Below are 16,570 nucleotides of genomic sequence, written 5' to 3'. Positions count from 1 at the left end.
GCGAGGCGATTAACGCGACTCCGACAGCATTCCGACCGCACTCCGACGTGGCGGCGCCGAGCATGGGTGCATTCCGCAACCGGCCACTCCACGGCACATGCGCCTTCGTTACCCCCGCCGGTCGCCGGCCATCCAGACCCAGCAGGCGCACGGCGCCGTGTCGCCGGACGGCGGTGCCTGCGCCCTGCACGGGCTGGCATCGGCCACCCCGGCATCGGCCTGGTCCGCCCTGCCCGCCAGCATCGCGCGGCTGCGCCCGCGACTGCACGGCGAAACCCTGATCGCCAGCACCAGCCTGTACTTCGCCGCGTTCGACAACGGCGCGTTCTGGCGCGCGGCGGTGGACGCGCCCCTGCAGCAGGCCGGCTGGATCGCCTCGCTGGCGGTCCTGGTATTCGCCGCCAATGCCGTGCTGCTGTCGGCGCTCGTCTGGCGATGGCTGGCCAAGCCGGTGGTCGCCGCGCTGCTGCTCGTGTCCGCGCTCGCCTCGCATTACTCGGCGGCCTACGGCGTGCACATCGACGCCGACATGATCGGCAACGTGCTGCACACCGACCTGCGCGAATCCTCCGAATTCCTGTCGCGCGGGCTGCTGCTGTCGCTGCTGTCGACCGCACCGGCGCTGCTCGTGCTGTGGCGGATCCGGCTGCTGCCCAGCCCGGCCCTGCCCGGCGTGGCGCGTAGGCTGGTCTTCGTCGCTGCGGTCGGCCTGGCGGCGCTCCTTGCCGCGTTCGGATCCTCGCGCGAACTCAGCGCCCTGATCCGCAACCACCGCGAGGTGCGCTACCTGGTGGCGCCCGCGAACGTGCTGGTCTCGTCGCTGAAGCTGGCCACCGAGCATGAAGAGCGCGGCCCCCGCTTCCAGGTCGCCGGCGACGCCCACCTGCTGCCGCGAACGGCGGGCGCGAAGCCGCGCCTGCTGCTGATCGTGGTGGGCGAAACCGCGCGCGCCGCGAACTGGGGCTTGTCCGGCTATGCCCGGCAGACCACGCCGGAGCTGGCGCGCACGGCCGGGGTGGTCAATTTCGCCGACGTCACCGCCTGCGGCAGCAGCACCGAGGTCGCGCTGCCGTGCATGTTCTCGATCCAGGGCCGCGAGCACTACGACAGCCGCGCGATCCGCAGCCACGAATCGCTGCTGCACGTGCTTGCGCGCACCGGGGTCTCGGTGCTGTGGCGCGACAACCAGTCCGGCTGCAAGGGCGTCTGCGATGGCCTGCCGGTGGAGCGCCTCGACAGCGCGCGCGACCCGGCCTACTGCGATGGCCTGCGCTGCCGCGACGGGATCCTGTTCGCCGACCCGGCGGCGTGGTGGGGCGACGGCACGCGCGACCGCGTGGTCGTCCTGCACATGCTCGGCAACCACGGCCCGAACTACAGCGACCGCGCGCCGCCGGAATTCCGGCGTTACCAGCCGGTCTGCGCCTCGGCCGACCTGGGCGACTGCAGCCGCGAGCAGATCGTCAACGCCTACGACAACGCCCTGCTCTACACCGACCACCTGCTCGCGTCGGCGATCGATGCGCTGCAGGCGCAGTCGCGCTACGACGCGGCGCTGCTCTATGTCTCCGACCATGGCGAGTCGCTGGGCGAAAACGGCCTGTACCTGCACGGGATGCCCTGGCCGGTGGCGCCCGAGGTGCAGCTGCGCGTCCCGATGATCGCCTGGCTCTCGCCCGCCTTCGCCGCGGCCACGCACCTCGACACCGCCTGCCTCGCCAGCCGCGCGGCGCAACCGCTCACCCACGACCACCTGTTCCATTCGGTGATGGGTGCGCTGGACGTGGCCAGCGGCAGCTACCGCCGCGACCGCGATCTGTTCGCCGACTGCCGGCCGGCCGCCGCCACCGCATCCGCCACCCCGGGAACCGCAACGTGAGCACCCCCAATCCTGCCCCCGCACTGTCGATCGTGATTCCCGTGTTCAACGAACGCGACAACATCGGCCGGCTGATCGACGAGATCGCCCAGGTCGACGGCCTCGGCCGCTACGAGATCGTCTGCGTCGACGACTGTTCCAGCGACGACACGCTGGAGGTGCTGCGCGGCAAGTCGCACGCGGTGCCGGCGCTGCGCGTGCTGTCGCATCCGCGCCGCCTCGGCCAGAGCGCGGCGATCCGGAACGGTGCCAGGGCGGCGCGCGGGGGCTGGATCGCGACCCTGGACGGCGACGGCCAGAACGACCCGGCCGACCTGCCGATGCTGCTCCAGCGGCGCGCGCGCGCATCTGCCGGGGTGAAGCTGTTCGCCGGTTGGCGCGTCGAGCGACGCGACAGCGGCAGCAAGCGCTGGGCGTCGCGCTGGGCCAACCGGATCCGCACCGCGCTGCTGCACGACGCGACGCCCGACACCGGCTGCGGCATCAAGCTGTTCGAGCGCGAGGCCTTCCTCGACCTGCCGGCCTTCGACCACATGCACCGCTACCTGCCCGCGCTGATGCAGCGCGCCGGCTGGCGGACGGTCAGCGTGCCGGTGCGGCACCGGCCGCGGACCGCGGGACGTTCGAAGTACGGCAACCTTTCGCGCGCCCTGGCCGGCGTACCTGACCTGCTCGGCATGCTGTGGCTGATCCGCCGCGGCAATGCCGCTTCCACCTCCGCCATCCCAGAGGACGCCGATGGACACCATGAACCAGGAGATCGCGGCGCTGGCCTGGACCGGCCTGCACATGACGCCGTGGAAGCTGATCGGCCTGACCGGGGCGAGCATGTTCGCCCTGCGCTGGCTGGTGCAGTTCGTCGCCACGCATAAGGCCGGCGAGCCCGTCATCCCGCGCGCGTTCTGGGTGATGAGCCTGGCCGGGAGCACGATGACGCTGTCCTACTTCCTGTTCTCCAGCAAGCAGGATGCGGTCGGCGTGCTGCAGAACCTGTTCCCCGCCTTCACCGCCGCCTATAGCCTGTGGCTGGACCTGCGCCGGCCGCGCCACGGTGCCCGGCGCATGGCCGGTGTCGCGCAGGCGGCGACGGCGGCCCCGGCCGAGGCGGCGTCCCGCGCCGGGCCGCATCCGCCTGGCTAGGGATTGGAGACGCCGTGCGGCACATGCCCGGCCAGCACGTGCTGGCGGGCGCTGTCGATGTTGTGCAGGGAATCGTCGAAGAAGATGTCGGCGCCGAAGGCTTCCAGGAACGGGCCCTTGGCGCGGCCACCGAGGAACAGCGCCTCGTCCAGGCGCACGCCCCAGTCGCGCAGGGTACGGATCACGCGCTCGTGCGCGGGCGCCGAGCGCGCGGTGACCAGCGCGGTACGGATCGGCGCGGCCTGCCCCGCCGGGTAGGCCGCCTGCAGGTCGTGCAGGGCCGCGAGGAAGGCGCGGAAGGGGCCGCCGGAGAGCGGTTCGCGCGCGCGTTCGATCTCGTGCGCGTGGAAGGCGGCAATGCCGCCCTCACGCGAGACCCGCTCGCCCTCGTCGCCGAAGATCACCGCGTCGCCGTCGAAGGCGATGCGGATCTGTTCGTTGGGCGTCCGCCCGGGTTTGGGTCGCTCGGGCAGGATGCTGGCGGCCGCGACGCCGTTGGCCAGTGCCTGGCGCACCGAGTCGGGGTTGGCCGAGAGGAACAGGTGCGCGCCGAAGGGCCGCACGTACGGCCAGGTCGGCTCGCCGGAGGTGAAGGTCGCGCGCGAGATCGACAGCCTGTGGTGCTGGATCGAATTGAAGATGCGCAGCCCGGTGTCGGCGGAGTTGCGCGACAGCAGGATCACCTCCACGCGCGGCGCTTCGGGCGGCGCGGATTCGTTCAGCGCCAGCAGCTTGCGCACCAGCGGGAACGCGATGCCCGGTTCGAGCACATCGTCCTCGCGTTCGCGCTGGAAATCGGCGTAACGCTCGATCCCCTCGCTCTCGAACAGCGCGTGACTGTCCTCCAGGTCGAACAGGGCGCGCGAGGAGATCGCGATGGTGAGGACTGCGACGGGTTCTTTGCCGGACATGCGCCGATTATGGCCCGGCGGGCGTCGCTGCGCCTGCGTCCGGGCCAGGGGGCGGACGCATGGCATCGCCGTGCCACGTCGGGGCGCGGCCCGCCGCCCCGCCCCGCGCCCTGGCATGGCATTGCCGGCAGGTCCTGCCCGCCGCGCCTGCGGATAGGGCGGCGGCGCCGGTCAGGCCTCGAACTGCTCGCTGAGGATGCGTTCCTCGAGGTTGTGCTCGGGGTCGAACAGCAGGCGTACCGTGCGTTCGCGCGATTCGCGGATCGTCACCTCGACCACGTCGCGCACCTCGTGCGAGTCGGCGGTGGCGCTGACCGGGCGCTTGTACGGATCGAGCACGCGGAAGCGCACCTCGGTATCGGCCTTGAGCAGCGCGCCGCGCCAGCGACGGGGCCGGAAGGCGGCGATGGGCGTCAGTGCGACCACGTTGGCGCCCAGCGGCAGGATCGGACCGTGCGCGGAGTAGTTGTATGCGGTACTGCCGGCGGCGGTGGCCACCATCACGCCATCGGCGATCAGCTCGTCGAGGCGCAGCTTGCCGTTGAGTTCGATCGACAGGTGCGCCGCCTGCCGGGTCTGCCGCAGCAGCGAGACCTCGTTGTAGGCCAGCGAGCCGACGGTGGCGCCCGATTCGGTCTGCGCGATCATCTCCAGCGGGTGCAGCACCGCCGGTTCCGCGGCCGCGATGCGGGCCAGCAGGTCGTCCTCGCGGAACTGGTTCATCAGGAAGCCGACCGTGCCGAGCTTCATCCCGAACACGGGTTTGCCGAGGCTGCCGTGGCGGTGCAGGGTCTGCAGCATGAAGCCATCGCCGCCCAGCGCGCACAGCACGTCGGCCTCGTCGGGTTCGCACTGCCCGTGCAGTGCGGCCAGGACCTCCTGCGCTGCGCGGGCGTCGTCGGTCTGGCTGGCGAGAAAGGCGATGCGGGGCGTCGGGCTCATCGGCGGCTCCTGCGCGGTCGGCCGTTGAGCATAACCCTGCGCGCACGGCGACGCAGCCGGACAACCGCTGCCGGTGTGCTGATGGAAGTTGCGTCGATTGTTCCAGTTGCCCGCCGGGCGGGCCGAGTCATCCGGGATCGGGATGGCAGCGCCGCGGCTGCCATCCCCCGTCACGCCCCTGCCCGGCCGCTGCGTGCGCGGCGGCCGGGCGCTGCGTCAGCTGCGCTGGGCCAGCTGGGACAGGCGCTGCACCGCCACCGACACGGTCGGATAGTCCACCGTCTTCTGCGCGGCGAGCTCGGACAGCATCGAGAGGGTGAAGCGCAGCGCCGGATCGTCGCGATCCAGCCAGTGGCGCACCTTCTCCCCGGCGGTGTTGCCCGGGGCCTCGAGCACCTGGCCGACGATCGCGCGCTGCTGCGTGGCCAGTTCCTCGCGCAGCACGCCTCGGGCCACCGCATGCCAGCGGCCGTCCACTTCCAGCGCGTCGATCTGGCGCGTCAGCCACGGCACGCGCAGCGCCTCGCCGACGCGGAAGTGCAGCTTGGCCACGTCCACCGGCTTGCGCTTGCGCTCGGTCGCCAGTTCGATGATGTCCGGGCACGGCTCCAGGTACGGCAGCGCGGCCAGCTGTCCGGCCAGGCCCGCCGGCACGCCCTTGCCCAGCCAGTCGGCCAGGCTGGCCTCGTATTCGGGCCGCATCGAGTCGGGGATGATGTTCTGGCCGGCGCGGATGTCGCGGAAGCCGTGGTGGTAGCGCTCGACCGCGGTGGTGATGTCGGGGATCGCACCCGGACGCGACAGCAGCCAGCGCGTGAACGAACGCTGCAGGCTCCAGATCACCTGCAGCGCGTCGATCTGCACCGACTCGGCGACCTTGCCGTCGAGCGCATCGATCTCCAGCCACAGCGCGCGCGCCTCCAGCGTCTCGCGGGTGATGGTGAAGGCCTTGGCGACCTCGCCATAGCTGCGGCCGCTGTCTTCCTGCATGCGCAGCAGGAAAGTCGCACCCATGCGGTTGATCATCGTGTTGGTCACTGCCGTGGCGATGATCTCGCGCTTGAGCCGGTGCTCCTCCATCGCCTGCGCGTACTTCTTCTGCAGCGGCTTCGGGAAGTAGCGCTGCAGCTCCTTGGACAGGTACGGATCCTCGGGCACGTCCGAGCGCAGCAGTTCGTCGAACGCGACCAGCTTGGAGTACGACAGCAGCACCGCCAGCTCCGGACGGGTCAGTCCTTCGCCGCGGCTCTTGCGTTCGGCGATCTCGGCATCCGAAGGCAGGTACTCGATCTGCCGGTCGAGCAGGCCCTGCTGTTCGAGCGTGCGGATGAAGTGCTGCTTGGAGCCGAGGCGCGAGACGCTCATCCGCTCCATCAGGCTGAGCGCCTGGTTCTGGCGGTAGTTGTCCCACAGCACCAGCTGCGCGACCTCGTCGGTCATCGAGGCCAGCAGCTTGTTGCGCGCGTCCATCTTCAGCTTGCCGTCGCGCACCTGGGCGTTGAGCAGGATCTTGATGTTGACCTCGTGATCGGAGGTGTCCACGCCGGCGGAGTTGTCGATGAAGTCGGTGTTGAGCAGCACGCCGTTGCGCGCGGCCTCGATGCGGCCGAGCTGGGTCATGCCCAGGTTGCCGCCCTCGCCCACCACCCTGCAGCGCAGGTCGCGGCCATCGACGCGGATCGCGTTGTTGGCGCGGTCGCCGACGTCGGCGTGCTGCTCGCTGCTGCCCTTGACGTAGGTGCCGATGCCGCCGTTCCACAGCAGGTCGACCGGCGCCTTGAGCACCGCCGACAGGAGCGCGTTAGGCGCCATCGAGGTGGTGCCCTCGGGCAGGCCCAGCGCCTCGCGCGCCTGCGGCGAGATCTCGATCGACTTGAGGCTGCGCGGATACACGCCGCCGCCCTTCGAGATCAGTCGGGCGTCGTAGTCCGCCCAGCTCGAGCGCGGCACCTTGAACAGGCGCGCGCGCTCCTCGTAGGACCGCGCCGAATCCGGGTTCGGGTCGATGAACACGTGGCGGTGGTCGAACGCGGCCACCAGCCGGATGTGCCTGGACAGCAACATGCCGTTGCCGAACACGTCGCCGGACATGTCGCCGACGCCCACGCAGGTGAAGTCCTGCGCCTGCGAATCGTGGCCGAGCGCGCGGAAGTGGCGCTTGACCGACTCCCAGGCGCCGCGCGCGGTGATGCCCATGCCCTTGTGGTCGTAACCGACCGAGCCGCCGGAGGCGAAGGCGTCGTCCAGCCAGAAGCCGTACTCGCGGGCGATGCCGTTGGCGGTATCGGAGAACGTGGCCGTGCCCTTGTCGGCGGCGACGACCAGGTAGGGGTCGTCCTGGTCGTGGCGTACCACGTCCACCGGCGGCACGATGGCGCCTTCGACGATGTTGTCGGTGATGTCGAGCATGCCGCTGATGAACAGCCTGTAGCAGGCCACGCCCTCGGCGAACAGGGCGTCGCGGTCGCCGCCGGCCGGCGGGCGCTTGACGATGAAGCCGCCCTTCGAACCCACCGGCACGATCACCGTGTTCTTCACCATCTGCGCCTTGACCAGGCCCAGCACCTCGGTGCGGAAGTCCTCGCGGCGGTCCGACCAGCGCAGGCCGCCGCGCGCCACCGGGCCGAAGCGCAGGTGGGTGCCTTCGACGCGCGGCCCGTACACGAAGATCTCGCGATAGGGCTTGGGCCTGGGCAGCTCCGGCACGTTGGCCGGGTCGAACTTGAAGGCGATGGTCTCCTTGTAGTGGCCGTCGGCCGCGCGCTGGAAGTAGCTGGTGCGCAGGGTCGCATCGATCACGCCCATGAAGCTGCGCAGGATGCGGTCCTCGTCGAGGCTGGACACGTTGTCGAGCAACGCCTTGAGCGCGCGCCGCACGGCGTCGGCGCGGGCGTCGCGATCCAGCCTGCGTGCATCGACCACCGGCTGCAGCACCGCGCGCAGCGCGTCGTCGCCGCCCACGAGCGCGCGCAGCTGCGTGGCCAGGCGGTCGGCACCCGCGGCAGCGGCGGCGGCATCCGGGTCGAAGCGCGCCTCGAACAGCTCCACCAGCACCCGCGCGATCAGCGGATTGCGCGTGAACGCGTCTTCCACGTAGCTCTGCGAGAACGGCACGCCGACCTGCAGCAGGTACTTGGCGTACGCGCGCAGCAGCGCGACCTGGCGCCAGTCCAGCGAGGCACCCAGTACCAGCCGGTTGAGGCCGTCGTTCTCGGCGTCGCCACGCCACAGCCGGGCGAAGGCTTCGGTGAAATCCGCGCCCACCTGGTCGACGTCGATCCCGGACGCGCCGGCCTCGACCTCGAAGTCCTGGATGTACAGCGGCGCGTCGTCGAGATCGAGCCGGTACGGATGCTCGGTGATCACGCGCAGGCCGAGGTTCTCCATCATCGGCAGCGCATCCGACAGCGCGATGTCGCCGCCGCTGCGGTACAGCTTGAAGCGCAGGGCGGTCTCGCCGGCCAGCGGCGCCGGCAGTTCCTGCAGGCTCAGTTCCAGGTCGCTGCCCGTGCCCAGCGCCGCCAGGCGCTCGACATCGTTGGCGGCGATCGCCGGGGTGGCGCCTTCGATGTAGCCGGCCGGCAGCGCGCGCCCGTAGCGGTTCGCCAGCGCCAGCCCCTGTTCCTCGCCATGGCGCGCGACCAGCGCGTCGCGCAGGTCGTCCTGCCAGTTGCGCACGATCACCGCCAGCTCGCGCTCGAGCAGCGCCTGGTCGACCTCGACCTGTTCGCCGCTGCGCGGTCGCACGATCAGGTGCACCTGCGCCAGCGGCGATTCGCCGATCGCCACGTTCGCGTCGACATGGTCGGCGTGCAGCACGCGGCGCAGCATCGCCTCGACGCGGCGCCGCACTTCGGTGCTGAAGCGGTCGCGCGGGATGTAGACCAGCACCGAGTAGAAGCGGCCGTAGCGGTCGCGGCGCAGGAACAGGCGGCTGCGCACGCGCTCCTGCAGGCCCAGCACGCCGGTCGCCAGGCGGTAGAGCTCCTGCTCCGAGCACTGGAACAGCTCGTCGCGCGGCAGCGTCTCGAGGATGTGCTTGAGCGCCTTGCCGCTGTGCCCGGTCGGCTTGAGGCCGGACTCGCTCATCACGTGCTCGTAGCGTTCGCGCACCAGCGGGATGTCCCAGGGGCGGCGGTTGTAGGCACCGGAGGTGTACAGGCCGAGGAAACGCTGTTCGGAGACCGCGCGTCCCTGACCGTCGAAGCCGAGCACGCCGATGTAGTCCATGTAGCCGGGCCGGTGCACGGTCGAACGCGCATTGGTCTTGGTCAGCACCAGCACCTCGCCATCGCCGCCGGCATTGACGTTGTGCGCGGCCAGCGACTTCAGCGGGCGGCCCCTGCCGTCGCCGGTGCCGCGCAGCAGGCCCAGGCCGCTGCCTTCCACCGGTACCAGCAGTTCCTGGCCGCCCTCGCGGCGCAGCTGGTACTCGCGGTAGCCGAAGAAGGTGAAGTGGTCGCTCGACGCCCAGCGCAGGAACTCCTGCGCCTCGGCGCGCTCGGCCGCGTCCACCGGCAGCTGCCGGTCGGCGAGCTCGGTCGCGACCTGCCGCATCTTCTCGCGCATCGCCGCCCAGTCCCGGACGATCGCGCGCACGTCGTCCAGCACCTGGTTCACGGTGGCCTCGATCGCCGCCATGCCTTCGGCCGTCTGCCGGTCGATCTCCAGGTGCATCACCGACTCGGTCTCGCCCTCGCCCACGCCGACCAGGCGCCCGGCCTTGTCGCGCGCGATCTGGATCACCGGGTGGCCAAGCACGTGCACGCCTACGCCGGCGTCGGCCAGGGCCATGGTCACCGAGTCGACCAGGAACGGCATGTCGTCATTGACGATCTGCAGCACCGTGCGCGGCGACTCCCAGCCGTGGCTGTCGCGGGCCGGGTTGAACAGCCGCACCAGCGCCGTGCCCGGCTTGCGCCGGTGCGCGAAGGCCAGCAGGTCGTCGGCCAGCGCGGCCCAGCCCTCGGCATCGTGCACGGGCAGTTCGTCCTCGGTCATGCGCCGGTAGAAGGCGCCGGCGAAGGCGCTGGCGTCCTCGCCCCCGGCCCGGCCGGTGCGCTTGCGGATCGCATCGAGGATCGGCTCCAGCACGCCGGCCTGGCGCCCCTGCGGGCGCGCGGCGCCTGCTCCGGGTGCGGGCCGCTTGCCTGCACGTTTGCCTGACGGGGTCTTGCCGGGTTTTGCGGGTGTCATGACGGACGGGCTCCGGATGGAGTAAGGCCCGCGTTCTCACGCGGGCCGGGGTGGTTGGCGGGCACCGCGAAGGGCCCGCCGGAAAGACTGTCTGGTACGGCCGCGCCGGCGATGCCGGCGCGTGGACGTGGGTCGGGAACGGCCACGATCGCCCTCAGCGCAACCCGGTTTCGCTGCGCGCGATGACCAGGCGCTGGATCTCGCTGGTGCCTTCGTAGATCTCGGTGATCTTGGCGTCGCGGAAGTAGCGTTCGACCGGCATTTCCTTCGAATAGCCCATGCCGCCATGGATCTGCACGGCCTGGTGGGCGATCCACATCGCGTTTTCCGACGCGGTCAGCTTGGCGATGGCCGCTTCGGCCGAGAACTTTTTCCCCTGCCCCTTCAGCCAGGCCGCGCGCAGAGTCAGCAGCCAGGCCGCGTCGAGCTTGCACTTCATGTCGGCGATCTTGGCCTGGGTCATCTGGAAGGTGCCGATCGGCGCACCGAAGGCCTTGCGCTCCTTCACGTAGGCCAGGGTGGCCTCGTAGGCGGCGCGGGCGATGCCGATCGCCTGCGAGGCGATGCCGATGCGGCCGGCGTCGAGCACGCCCATGGCGATCTTGAAGCCCTCGCCTTCCTTGCCCAGCACCTCGTCGGGCTGGACGACGTAGTCGTCGAACTCGATCTCGCAGGTGGCCGAGGCGCGGATGCCGAGCTTGGGTTCGGTCTTGCCGCGGCCGAAGCCGTCGCGCGCGGTGTCGACCAGGAACGCGGTGATGCCGCGCGCGCCCTTGTCCGGATCGGTCATGGCGAACAGCACGATGTACTTCGCCACCGGACCGGAGGTGATCCAGCTCTTCTTGCCGTTGACCACGTAGCTGCCGTCGTCGCGCCTGGTCGCGCGGCAGCGCATGGCGGTGGCGTCGGAACCCGACTGCGGTTCGGTCAGCGCGAAGGCGCCGATCTCGGCGCCCTCGGCGATCGCGCGCACGTACTTCTGCTTCTGCGCTTCCGTGCCGTGGGTCAGGATGCCGTTGCAGAACAGCGAGTTGTTGACCGACATGATGGTCGAATGGGCCGCGTCGGCCGCGGCGATCTCGACCATGGCCAGCACGTAGGCCACCGGGTCCATGCCCGCGCCGCCGTACTCGGCCGGCACCTCGATCCCCATCAGGCCGTTCTCGCCGAGGGTGCGGATGTTGTCCAGCGGGAATTCGCCGGTGCGGTCATGATGCTCCGCGCTGGGCGCGATCTTTTCCTGCGCGATCCGGCGGGCCACGTCCTGGATCATCAGCTGCTCTTCGTTGAACCCGAACTCCACGGCACCCTCTATTGTTTCTGGCGAAACGACATTGTAGCCGGGCGCAGGCGCGAACCCCATGCGCCTTTCTTCATTCCAGGTGCCCCGAACGGCACAACCGGCCCGGCTTGACGCACGACAGCGCTGACGTAAGAATATCTCTATATCGCGATATGGAGATATTATGGATCTCGACGCCTGGTCGGCGCGGCTCAAGGTACTGGCCGATCCCACCCGCGTGCGCCTGTTGGCGCTGCTGGAGGGCGAAGAGCTGACCGTGGCCGAACTGTCGGCCATCACCCGCCTCGCGCAGCCGCGCGTGTCCACCCACCTGGCCAAGCTCAAGGAGGCCGGGCTGGTGCGCGACCGCCGTTCCGGCGTGTCGGCCTACTACCGTTTCGACGACGAATCGCTGGAACCGCCGCAGCGGGCGCTGTGGCAGGCGCTGTCCACCGGCACCGACGATCCGCTGCTGCGCCAGGACGCCGAACGCGTGGCCGGCGTGCTGGCGATGCGCGCGGCCGACCAGAACTGGGCCGACTCGGTGGCCGGCGACATGGAGCGCCACTACTCGCCCGGCCGTACCTGGGAAGCGCTGGCGCGCAGCGCACTGCCGCTGCTGGAGACCGGCGACGTGCTCGACATCGCCTCGGGCGACGGCGTGCTGGCCGAACTGCTGGCCCCGCACGCGCATCGCTACGTCTGCGTGGACAGCAGCCGGCGCGTGGTCGCCGCGGCCGCCGAACGCCTGCGCCGCTTCCGCAACGTCGAGGTGATGGAGGGCGACATGCACGCCCTGCCCTTCGCCGAGGGCCAGTTCGACCTGGTGGTGCTGATGCACGCGCTGACCTATGCCGACAAGCCCGCGCAGGCCGTGGCCGACGCCGCGCGCGTGCTGCGTCCCGGCGGCCGCCTGCTGCTGTCGAGTCTGGCCCGCCACGAGCACCAGAACGTGGTGCAGGCCTACGGCCACGCCAACCTCGGCTTCAGCGAGAAGGACCTGCGCCGCTTCGTTTCGCGCGCCGGCCTGGAGCTGCTCAATGCCGAGACCGTCACCCGCGAGAAGCGCCCGCCGCACTTCGAGGTGATCTCGATGATCGCCCGCAAGCCCTGAGCGCCAACCGTCCCACGAGGTCCCCATGCACCTGCTTCCCTGGCTCCACCCCGACCGCGTCGCCCTGCTCGAGGCCGCGCTGCGCGAACGCATCCTGGTCATCGACGGCGCGATGGGCACGATGATCCAGCGCCACGGGCTGGAGGAAGCCGACTACCGCGGCGAGCGCTTCGCCGACGGCTTCGACGCCACGCGCGAGGCGCCGGCCGGTGGCGGCCACGACCTCAAGGGCAACAACGACCTGTTGCTGCTCACCCGTCCGGACATCATCGCCGGTATCCACACCGCCTACCTGGAAGCGGGCGCCGACCTGGTGGAAACCAACACCTTCAACGCCACCTCGGTGAGCCAGGCCGACTACCATCTCGAGCACCTGGTGTACGAACTCAACCGCGAGGGCGCGCGCGTCGCCCGGCAGTGCTGCGACGCGATCGAAGCGCGCACGCCGTCGCGCCCGCGCTTCGTGATCGGCGTGCTCGGCCCCACCAGCCGCACGGCGTCAATCAGCCCGGACGTCAACGACCCGGGCTTCCGCAACACCAGTTTCGACGAACTGCGCGCGACCTACCGCGAAGCCATCGAGGGCCTGATCGACGGCGGCGCCGACACCCTGATGGTCGAGACCATCTTCGACACGCTCAATGCCAAGGCCGCGCTGTACGCGATCGAGGAAGCCTTCGACGCCCGCGGCGGACGGCTGCCGGTGATGATCTCCGGCACCATCACCGACGCCTCCGGCCGCACCCTTTCGGGACAGACGGCCGAAGCGTTCTACGCCTCGGTCGCGCACGGCCGCCCGCTGTCGGTCGGCCTGAACTGCGCGCTCGGCGCCAAGGACCTGCGGCCGCACGTGGAGACCCTGGCCACGATCGCCGACTGCCAGGTCAGCGCGCATCCCAACGCCGGCCTGCCCAACGCCTTCGGCGGCTACGACGAGACGCCGGAGGAGATGGCCGAGGTGCTGCGCGAGTTCGCCCAGGCCGGGCTGCTGAACCTGATCGGCGGCTGCTGCGGCACCACGCCCGACCACATCCGCGCGATCGCCGACGCCGTGGCCGGACTGCCACCACGGAGGCTGGCGGCGGCAGAGGCGCTCGCAGCGTGATGGACCGGCCGGACATCAGGCGGGTCCGCACGAACGCGCCCGGTCCACAGCGCAGCGCCGGCCGCAACAGGCGCGCGACGGACAGTGTCCGCCTGCCGCCCCTGCTCCACCCCGTCCGCGTAGATCCGCGTCGGTCCGCGGCCAAGGAAGCCTTCCGATGAACGAGACCGCCCGCCATACCCGCCTGTCCGGCCTCGAGCCGCTGGTCATCACCCCGGACCTTCTGTTCGTCAACGTCGGCGAGCGCACCAACGTCACCGGCAGTGCGCAGTTCCGCAAGTTGATCAAGGACGGCCGCTACGAAGAGGCGGTGGAGGTCGCGCGCCAGCAGGTCGCCAACGGCGCACAGATCCTCGACGTGAACATGGACGAAGGCCTGATCGACTCGGAGGCGGCGATGACCCGCTTCCTCAACCTGATCATGTCCGAGCCCGACATCGCCCGCATCCCGGTGATGGTCGACTCGTCCAAGTGGAGCGTGATCGAGGCCGGGCTGAAATGCCTGCAGGGCAAGAGCGTGGTCAACTCGATCTCGCTCAAGGAAGGCGAGGAAGCGTTCGTCGAGCAGGCGCGCAAGGTGCTGCGCTACGGCGCGGCGGCGGTGGTGATGGCCTTCGACGAGGACGGCCAGGCCGACACCTGCGCGCGCAAGGTCGAGATCTGCACCCGCGCCTACCGCATCCTGGTCGACCAGGTCGGGTTCCCGCCCGAAGACATCATCTTCGACCCGAACATCTTCGCGATCGCCACCGGCATCGAGGAGCACGACAACTACGCGGTGGACTTCATCGAGGCCACGCGGATCATCCGCCAGACCCTGCCCCACTGCCACGTCTCGGGCGGCGTGTCGAACGTGTCGTTCTCGTTCCGCGGCAACGAGACCGTGCGCCAGGCGATCCATTCGGTGTTCCTGTACCACGCCATCCAGGCCGGCATGGACATGGGCATCGTCAATGCAGGCGGGATGCCGATCTACGACGACCTGGATCCGGAGCTGCGCGAACGCGTGGAGGACGTGGTCCTGAACCGTCGCAAGGACAGCACCGAGCGCCTGCTGGAGCTGGCCGAGAAGTACAAGGGCAGCAAGGGCAAGGCCAGGACCGAGGACCTGTCGTGGCGCGAGAAGCCGGTGCGCGAGCGGCTGGCGCATGCACTGGTGCACGGCATCGACGCCTGGGCCGAGCAGGATGCCGAGGAGGCGCGGCAACTGTCCTCGCGCCCGCTGGACGTGATCGAGGGCCCGCTGATGGACGGCATGAACATCGTCGGCGACCTGTTCGGGGCCGGCAAGATGTTCCTGCCGCAGGTGGTCAAGTCCGCGCGCGTGATGAAGAAGGCCGTCGCCTACCTGCTGCCCTTCATCGAGGCCGAGAAGCTGCGCACCGGCGACACCGGCAAGAACAACGGCAAGATCGTCATGGCCACGGTCAAGGGCGACGTGCACGACATCGGCAAGAACATCGTCGGCGTGGTGCTGGCCTGCAACAACTTCGAGGTGGTCGACCTCGGGGTGATGGTGCCCGCGCAGAAGATCATCGATGCCGCGATCGCGGAGAAGGCCGATCTGGTCGGCGTCTCGGGCCTGATCACGCCGTCGCTGGAGGAAATGGGCCACGTCGCGCGCGAGATGCAGCGCCAGGGCCTGACCGTGCCGCTGATGATCGGCGGCGCCACCACTTCGCGCGCGCACACCGCGCTGAAGATCGACCCGTTCTACAAATCGCCCACGATCTGGGTGAAGGACGCCTCACGCGCGGTCGGCGTCGCGCAGTCGCTGGTCTCGCCCGAACTGCGCACGCCGTTCGTGGCCGCCAACGAATCGGACTATGCCGAGATCCGGCAGCGGCACCGCAACCGCGGCGATGCCAAGCGGCTGGTATCGCTCGACAAGGCGCGCGCGCAGCGGTTCGACGGGGGCTGGGCGGACTACGTGCCGCCGGCGCCCCGCCAGCCGGGTCTGCACGTGCTGGCGGACTATCCGCTCGAGGAGCTGGTCGCCTGCATGGACTGGACCCCGTTCTTCCAGGCCTGGGAGCTGGCCGGCAAGTATCCGGCGATCCTGGAGGACGAAGTCGTGGGCCGCCAGGCAAGCGAGCTGTATCGCGACGCGCGCAAGATGCTCGATCGGATCATCGCCGAGAAGTGGCTCACGGCCAGCGCGGTGTTCGGCATCTGGCCGGCGAACAGCGTGGGCGACGACGTGCTCATGCGACACGACAGCGGCGACACCATGCTGCACTTCCTGCGCCAGCAGGTCGACAAGCCGGTGGAGCGGCCGGACTTCTGCCTGGCCGATTTCATCGCGCCACTGGATTCAGGGCTGCAGGACTGGATCGGCATGTTCGCCGTCACCGCGGGTATCGGCATCGAGCCGCACCTGGAACGTTTCCAGGCCGACCACGACGACTACAACGCGATCCTGCTCAAGGCGCTGGCCGACCGCCTGGCCGAAGCCTTCGCCGAACGCCTGCACCAGCGCGTGCGCAAGGAATTCTGGGGCTACGACCCGGGCGAGACGCTCGACAACGATGCGCTGATCGCCGAGCAGTACCGCGGCATCCGCCCCGCGCCCGGTTATCCGGCCTGTCCGGAACACAGCGAGAAGTCGACCCTGTTCCGCCTGCTCGACGCCAGCGGCAACGCCGGCATGACCCTGACCGAGAGCTTCGCGATGCTGCCCACCGCGGCCGTGTCCGGGTACTACTTCAGCCATCCGCGCAGCCAGTACTTCGTCGTCGGTCGCGTGTCGAAGGAGCAGGCGCAGGATTACGCGAAGCGCAAGGGTGTGGATCTGGCGCAGGTGGAGAGGTGGCTCGCGTCCAATCTCGACTACGACCCCGAGTAGATGCCAGCCGGAAGATCCTCGCGCGTGGCGACGCGTTCACCCCCCCACGCGACTTGAGCGCCGGGCGGCGCGGCTCGTGCCGAACCTCGACTACGACCCGGAATGAGCCGCCGCCGGAAGATCATCGCGCAGGGACGGAAACAGGATCGGACAGGG

General features: G+C 70.1%; 7 protein-coding genes and 3 pseudogenes. 6 read left to right on the top strand and 4 right to left on the bottom strand.

Going from position 1 to position 16,570, the window contains the following annotated elements; translation table 11 throughout:
* Window positions 1-97 precede the first annotated feature (97 nt).
* The 3 genes and pseudogenes from Q0863_RS04090 to Q0863_RS04080 form a co-directional block, all read left to right on the top strand.
* Window positions 98-1,879: a phosphoethanolamine--lipid A transferase gene (locus Q0863_RS04090; protein WP_298575290.1), complete on the top strand. Its 1,782-nt coding sequence runs from the start codon at window positions 98-100 to the stop codon at window positions 1,877-1,879.
* A pseudogene (locus Q0863_RS04085) lies at window positions 1,876-2,577 on the top strand (glycosyltransferase family 2 protein); the annotation flags it as partial. The gene Q0863_RS04090 and the pseudogene Q0863_RS04085, both read left to right, overlap by 4 nt.
* 40 nt (window positions 2,578-2,617) lie before the next feature.
* Window positions 2,618-2,917: pseudogene (locus tag Q0863_RS04080) on the top strand (lipid-A-disaccharide synthase N-terminal domain-containing protein); the annotation flags it as partial.
* A 98-nt stretch (window positions 2,918-3,015) separates the two neighbouring features.
* Here the strand turns inward: Q0863_RS04080 and Q0863_RS04075 are convergent.
* The 4 genes from Q0863_RS04075 to Q0863_RS04060 all read right to left on the bottom strand — a co-directional run bounded on the left by Q0863_RS04075 (window position 3,016) and on the right by Q0863_RS04060 (window position 11,431).
* Window positions 3,016-3,930 carry a 5'-nucleotidase gene (locus tag Q0863_RS04075; protein WP_298575288.1) on the bottom strand — a complete coding sequence of 305 codons (915 nt, stop codon included), beginning with the start codon at window positions 3,928-3,930 and terminating at the stop codon, window positions 3,016-3,018.
* Between the two features lie 171 nt (window positions 3,931-4,101).
* The gene (locus Q0863_RS04070; protein WP_298575286.1) at window positions 4,102-4,872 is read right to left on the bottom strand and encodes an NAD kinase; all 771 of its coding nucleotides are present in this window, start codon (window positions 4,870-4,872) and stop codon (window positions 4,102-4,104) included.
* 216 nt (window positions 4,873-5,088) lie between these two features.
* The gene (locus Q0863_RS04065; protein ID WP_298575284.1) at window positions 5,089-10,068 is read right to left on the bottom strand and encodes an NAD-glutamate dehydrogenase domain-containing protein; all 4,980 of its coding nucleotides are present in this window, start codon (window positions 10,066-10,068) and stop codon (window positions 5,089-5,091) included.
* Between the two features lie 154 nt (window positions 10,069-10,222).
* Window positions 10,223-11,431, bottom strand: coding sequence for an acyl-CoA dehydrogenase family protein (locus Q0863_RS04060; protein WP_345780503.1), 1,209 nt, complete (start codon window positions 11,429-11,431; stop codon window positions 10,223-10,225).
* 103 nt (window positions 11,432-11,534) lie between these two features.
* On the opposite strand from Q0863_RS04060, the gene Q0863_RS04055 reads away from it, so the two are divergent.
* From Q0863_RS04055 to metH, 3 genes and pseudogenes are all read left to right on the top strand, one after another.
* On the top strand, window positions 11,535-12,464 hold the full coding sequence (locus Q0863_RS04055; RefSeq protein WP_298575280.1) for a metalloregulator ArsR/SmtB family transcription factor: 930 nt from the start codon (window positions 11,535-11,537) through the stop codon (window positions 12,462-12,464).
* A 25-nt stretch (window positions 12,465-12,489) separates the two neighbouring features.
* Window positions 12,490-13,569, top strand: a complete 1,080-nt coding sequence (locus Q0863_RS04050) for a homocysteine S-methyltransferase family protein (RefSeq protein WP_298575277.1) — start codon at window positions 12,490-12,492, stop codon at window positions 13,567-13,569.
* 154 nt (window positions 13,570-13,723) lie between these two features.
* Window positions 13,724-16,414, top strand: a pseudogene (gene metH, locus Q0863_RS04045) (methionine synthase); the annotation flags it as partial.
* Window positions 16,415-16,570 lie beyond the last annotated feature (156 nt).

This window comes from uncultured Luteimonas sp. (genome assembly GCF_947492465.1).
GTDB lineage: Bacteria > Pseudomonadota > Gammaproteobacteria > Xanthomonadales > Xanthomonadaceae > Luteimonas.
This window is presented reverse-complemented; position numbering and strand designations above follow the sequence as displayed.

Excerpts from the sequence above, each read along its gene's own strand:
- Q0863_RS04065 (WP_298575284.1), bottom strand. The coding sequence starts at position 10,068 with ATGACACCCGCAAAACCCGGCAAGACCCCGTCAGGCAAACGTGCAGGC.
- Q0863_RS04050 (WP_298575277.1), top strand. The coding sequence starts at position 12,490 with ATGCACCTGCTTCCCTGGCTCCACCCCGACCGCGTCGCCCTGCTCGAG.
- Q0863_RS04090 (WP_298575290.1), top strand. The coding sequence starts at position 98 with ATGCGCCTTCGTTACCCCCGCCGGTCGCCGGCCATCCAGACCCAGCAG.
- Q0863_RS04075 (WP_298575288.1), bottom strand. The coding sequence starts at position 3,930 with ATGTCCGGCAAAGAACCCGTCGCAGTCCTCACCATCGCGATCTCCTCG.
- Q0863_RS04070 (WP_298575286.1), bottom strand. The coding sequence starts at position 4,872 with ATGAGCCCGACGCCCCGCATCGCCTTTCTCGCCAGCCAGACCGACGAC.
- Q0863_RS04060 (WP_345780503.1), bottom strand. The coding sequence starts at position 11,431 with ATGGGGTTCGCGCCTGCGCCCGGCTACAATGTCGTTTCGCCAGAAACA.
- Q0863_RS04055 (WP_298575280.1), top strand. The coding sequence starts at position 11,535 with ATGGATCTCGACGCCTGGTCGGCGCGGCTCAAGGTACTGGCCGATCCC.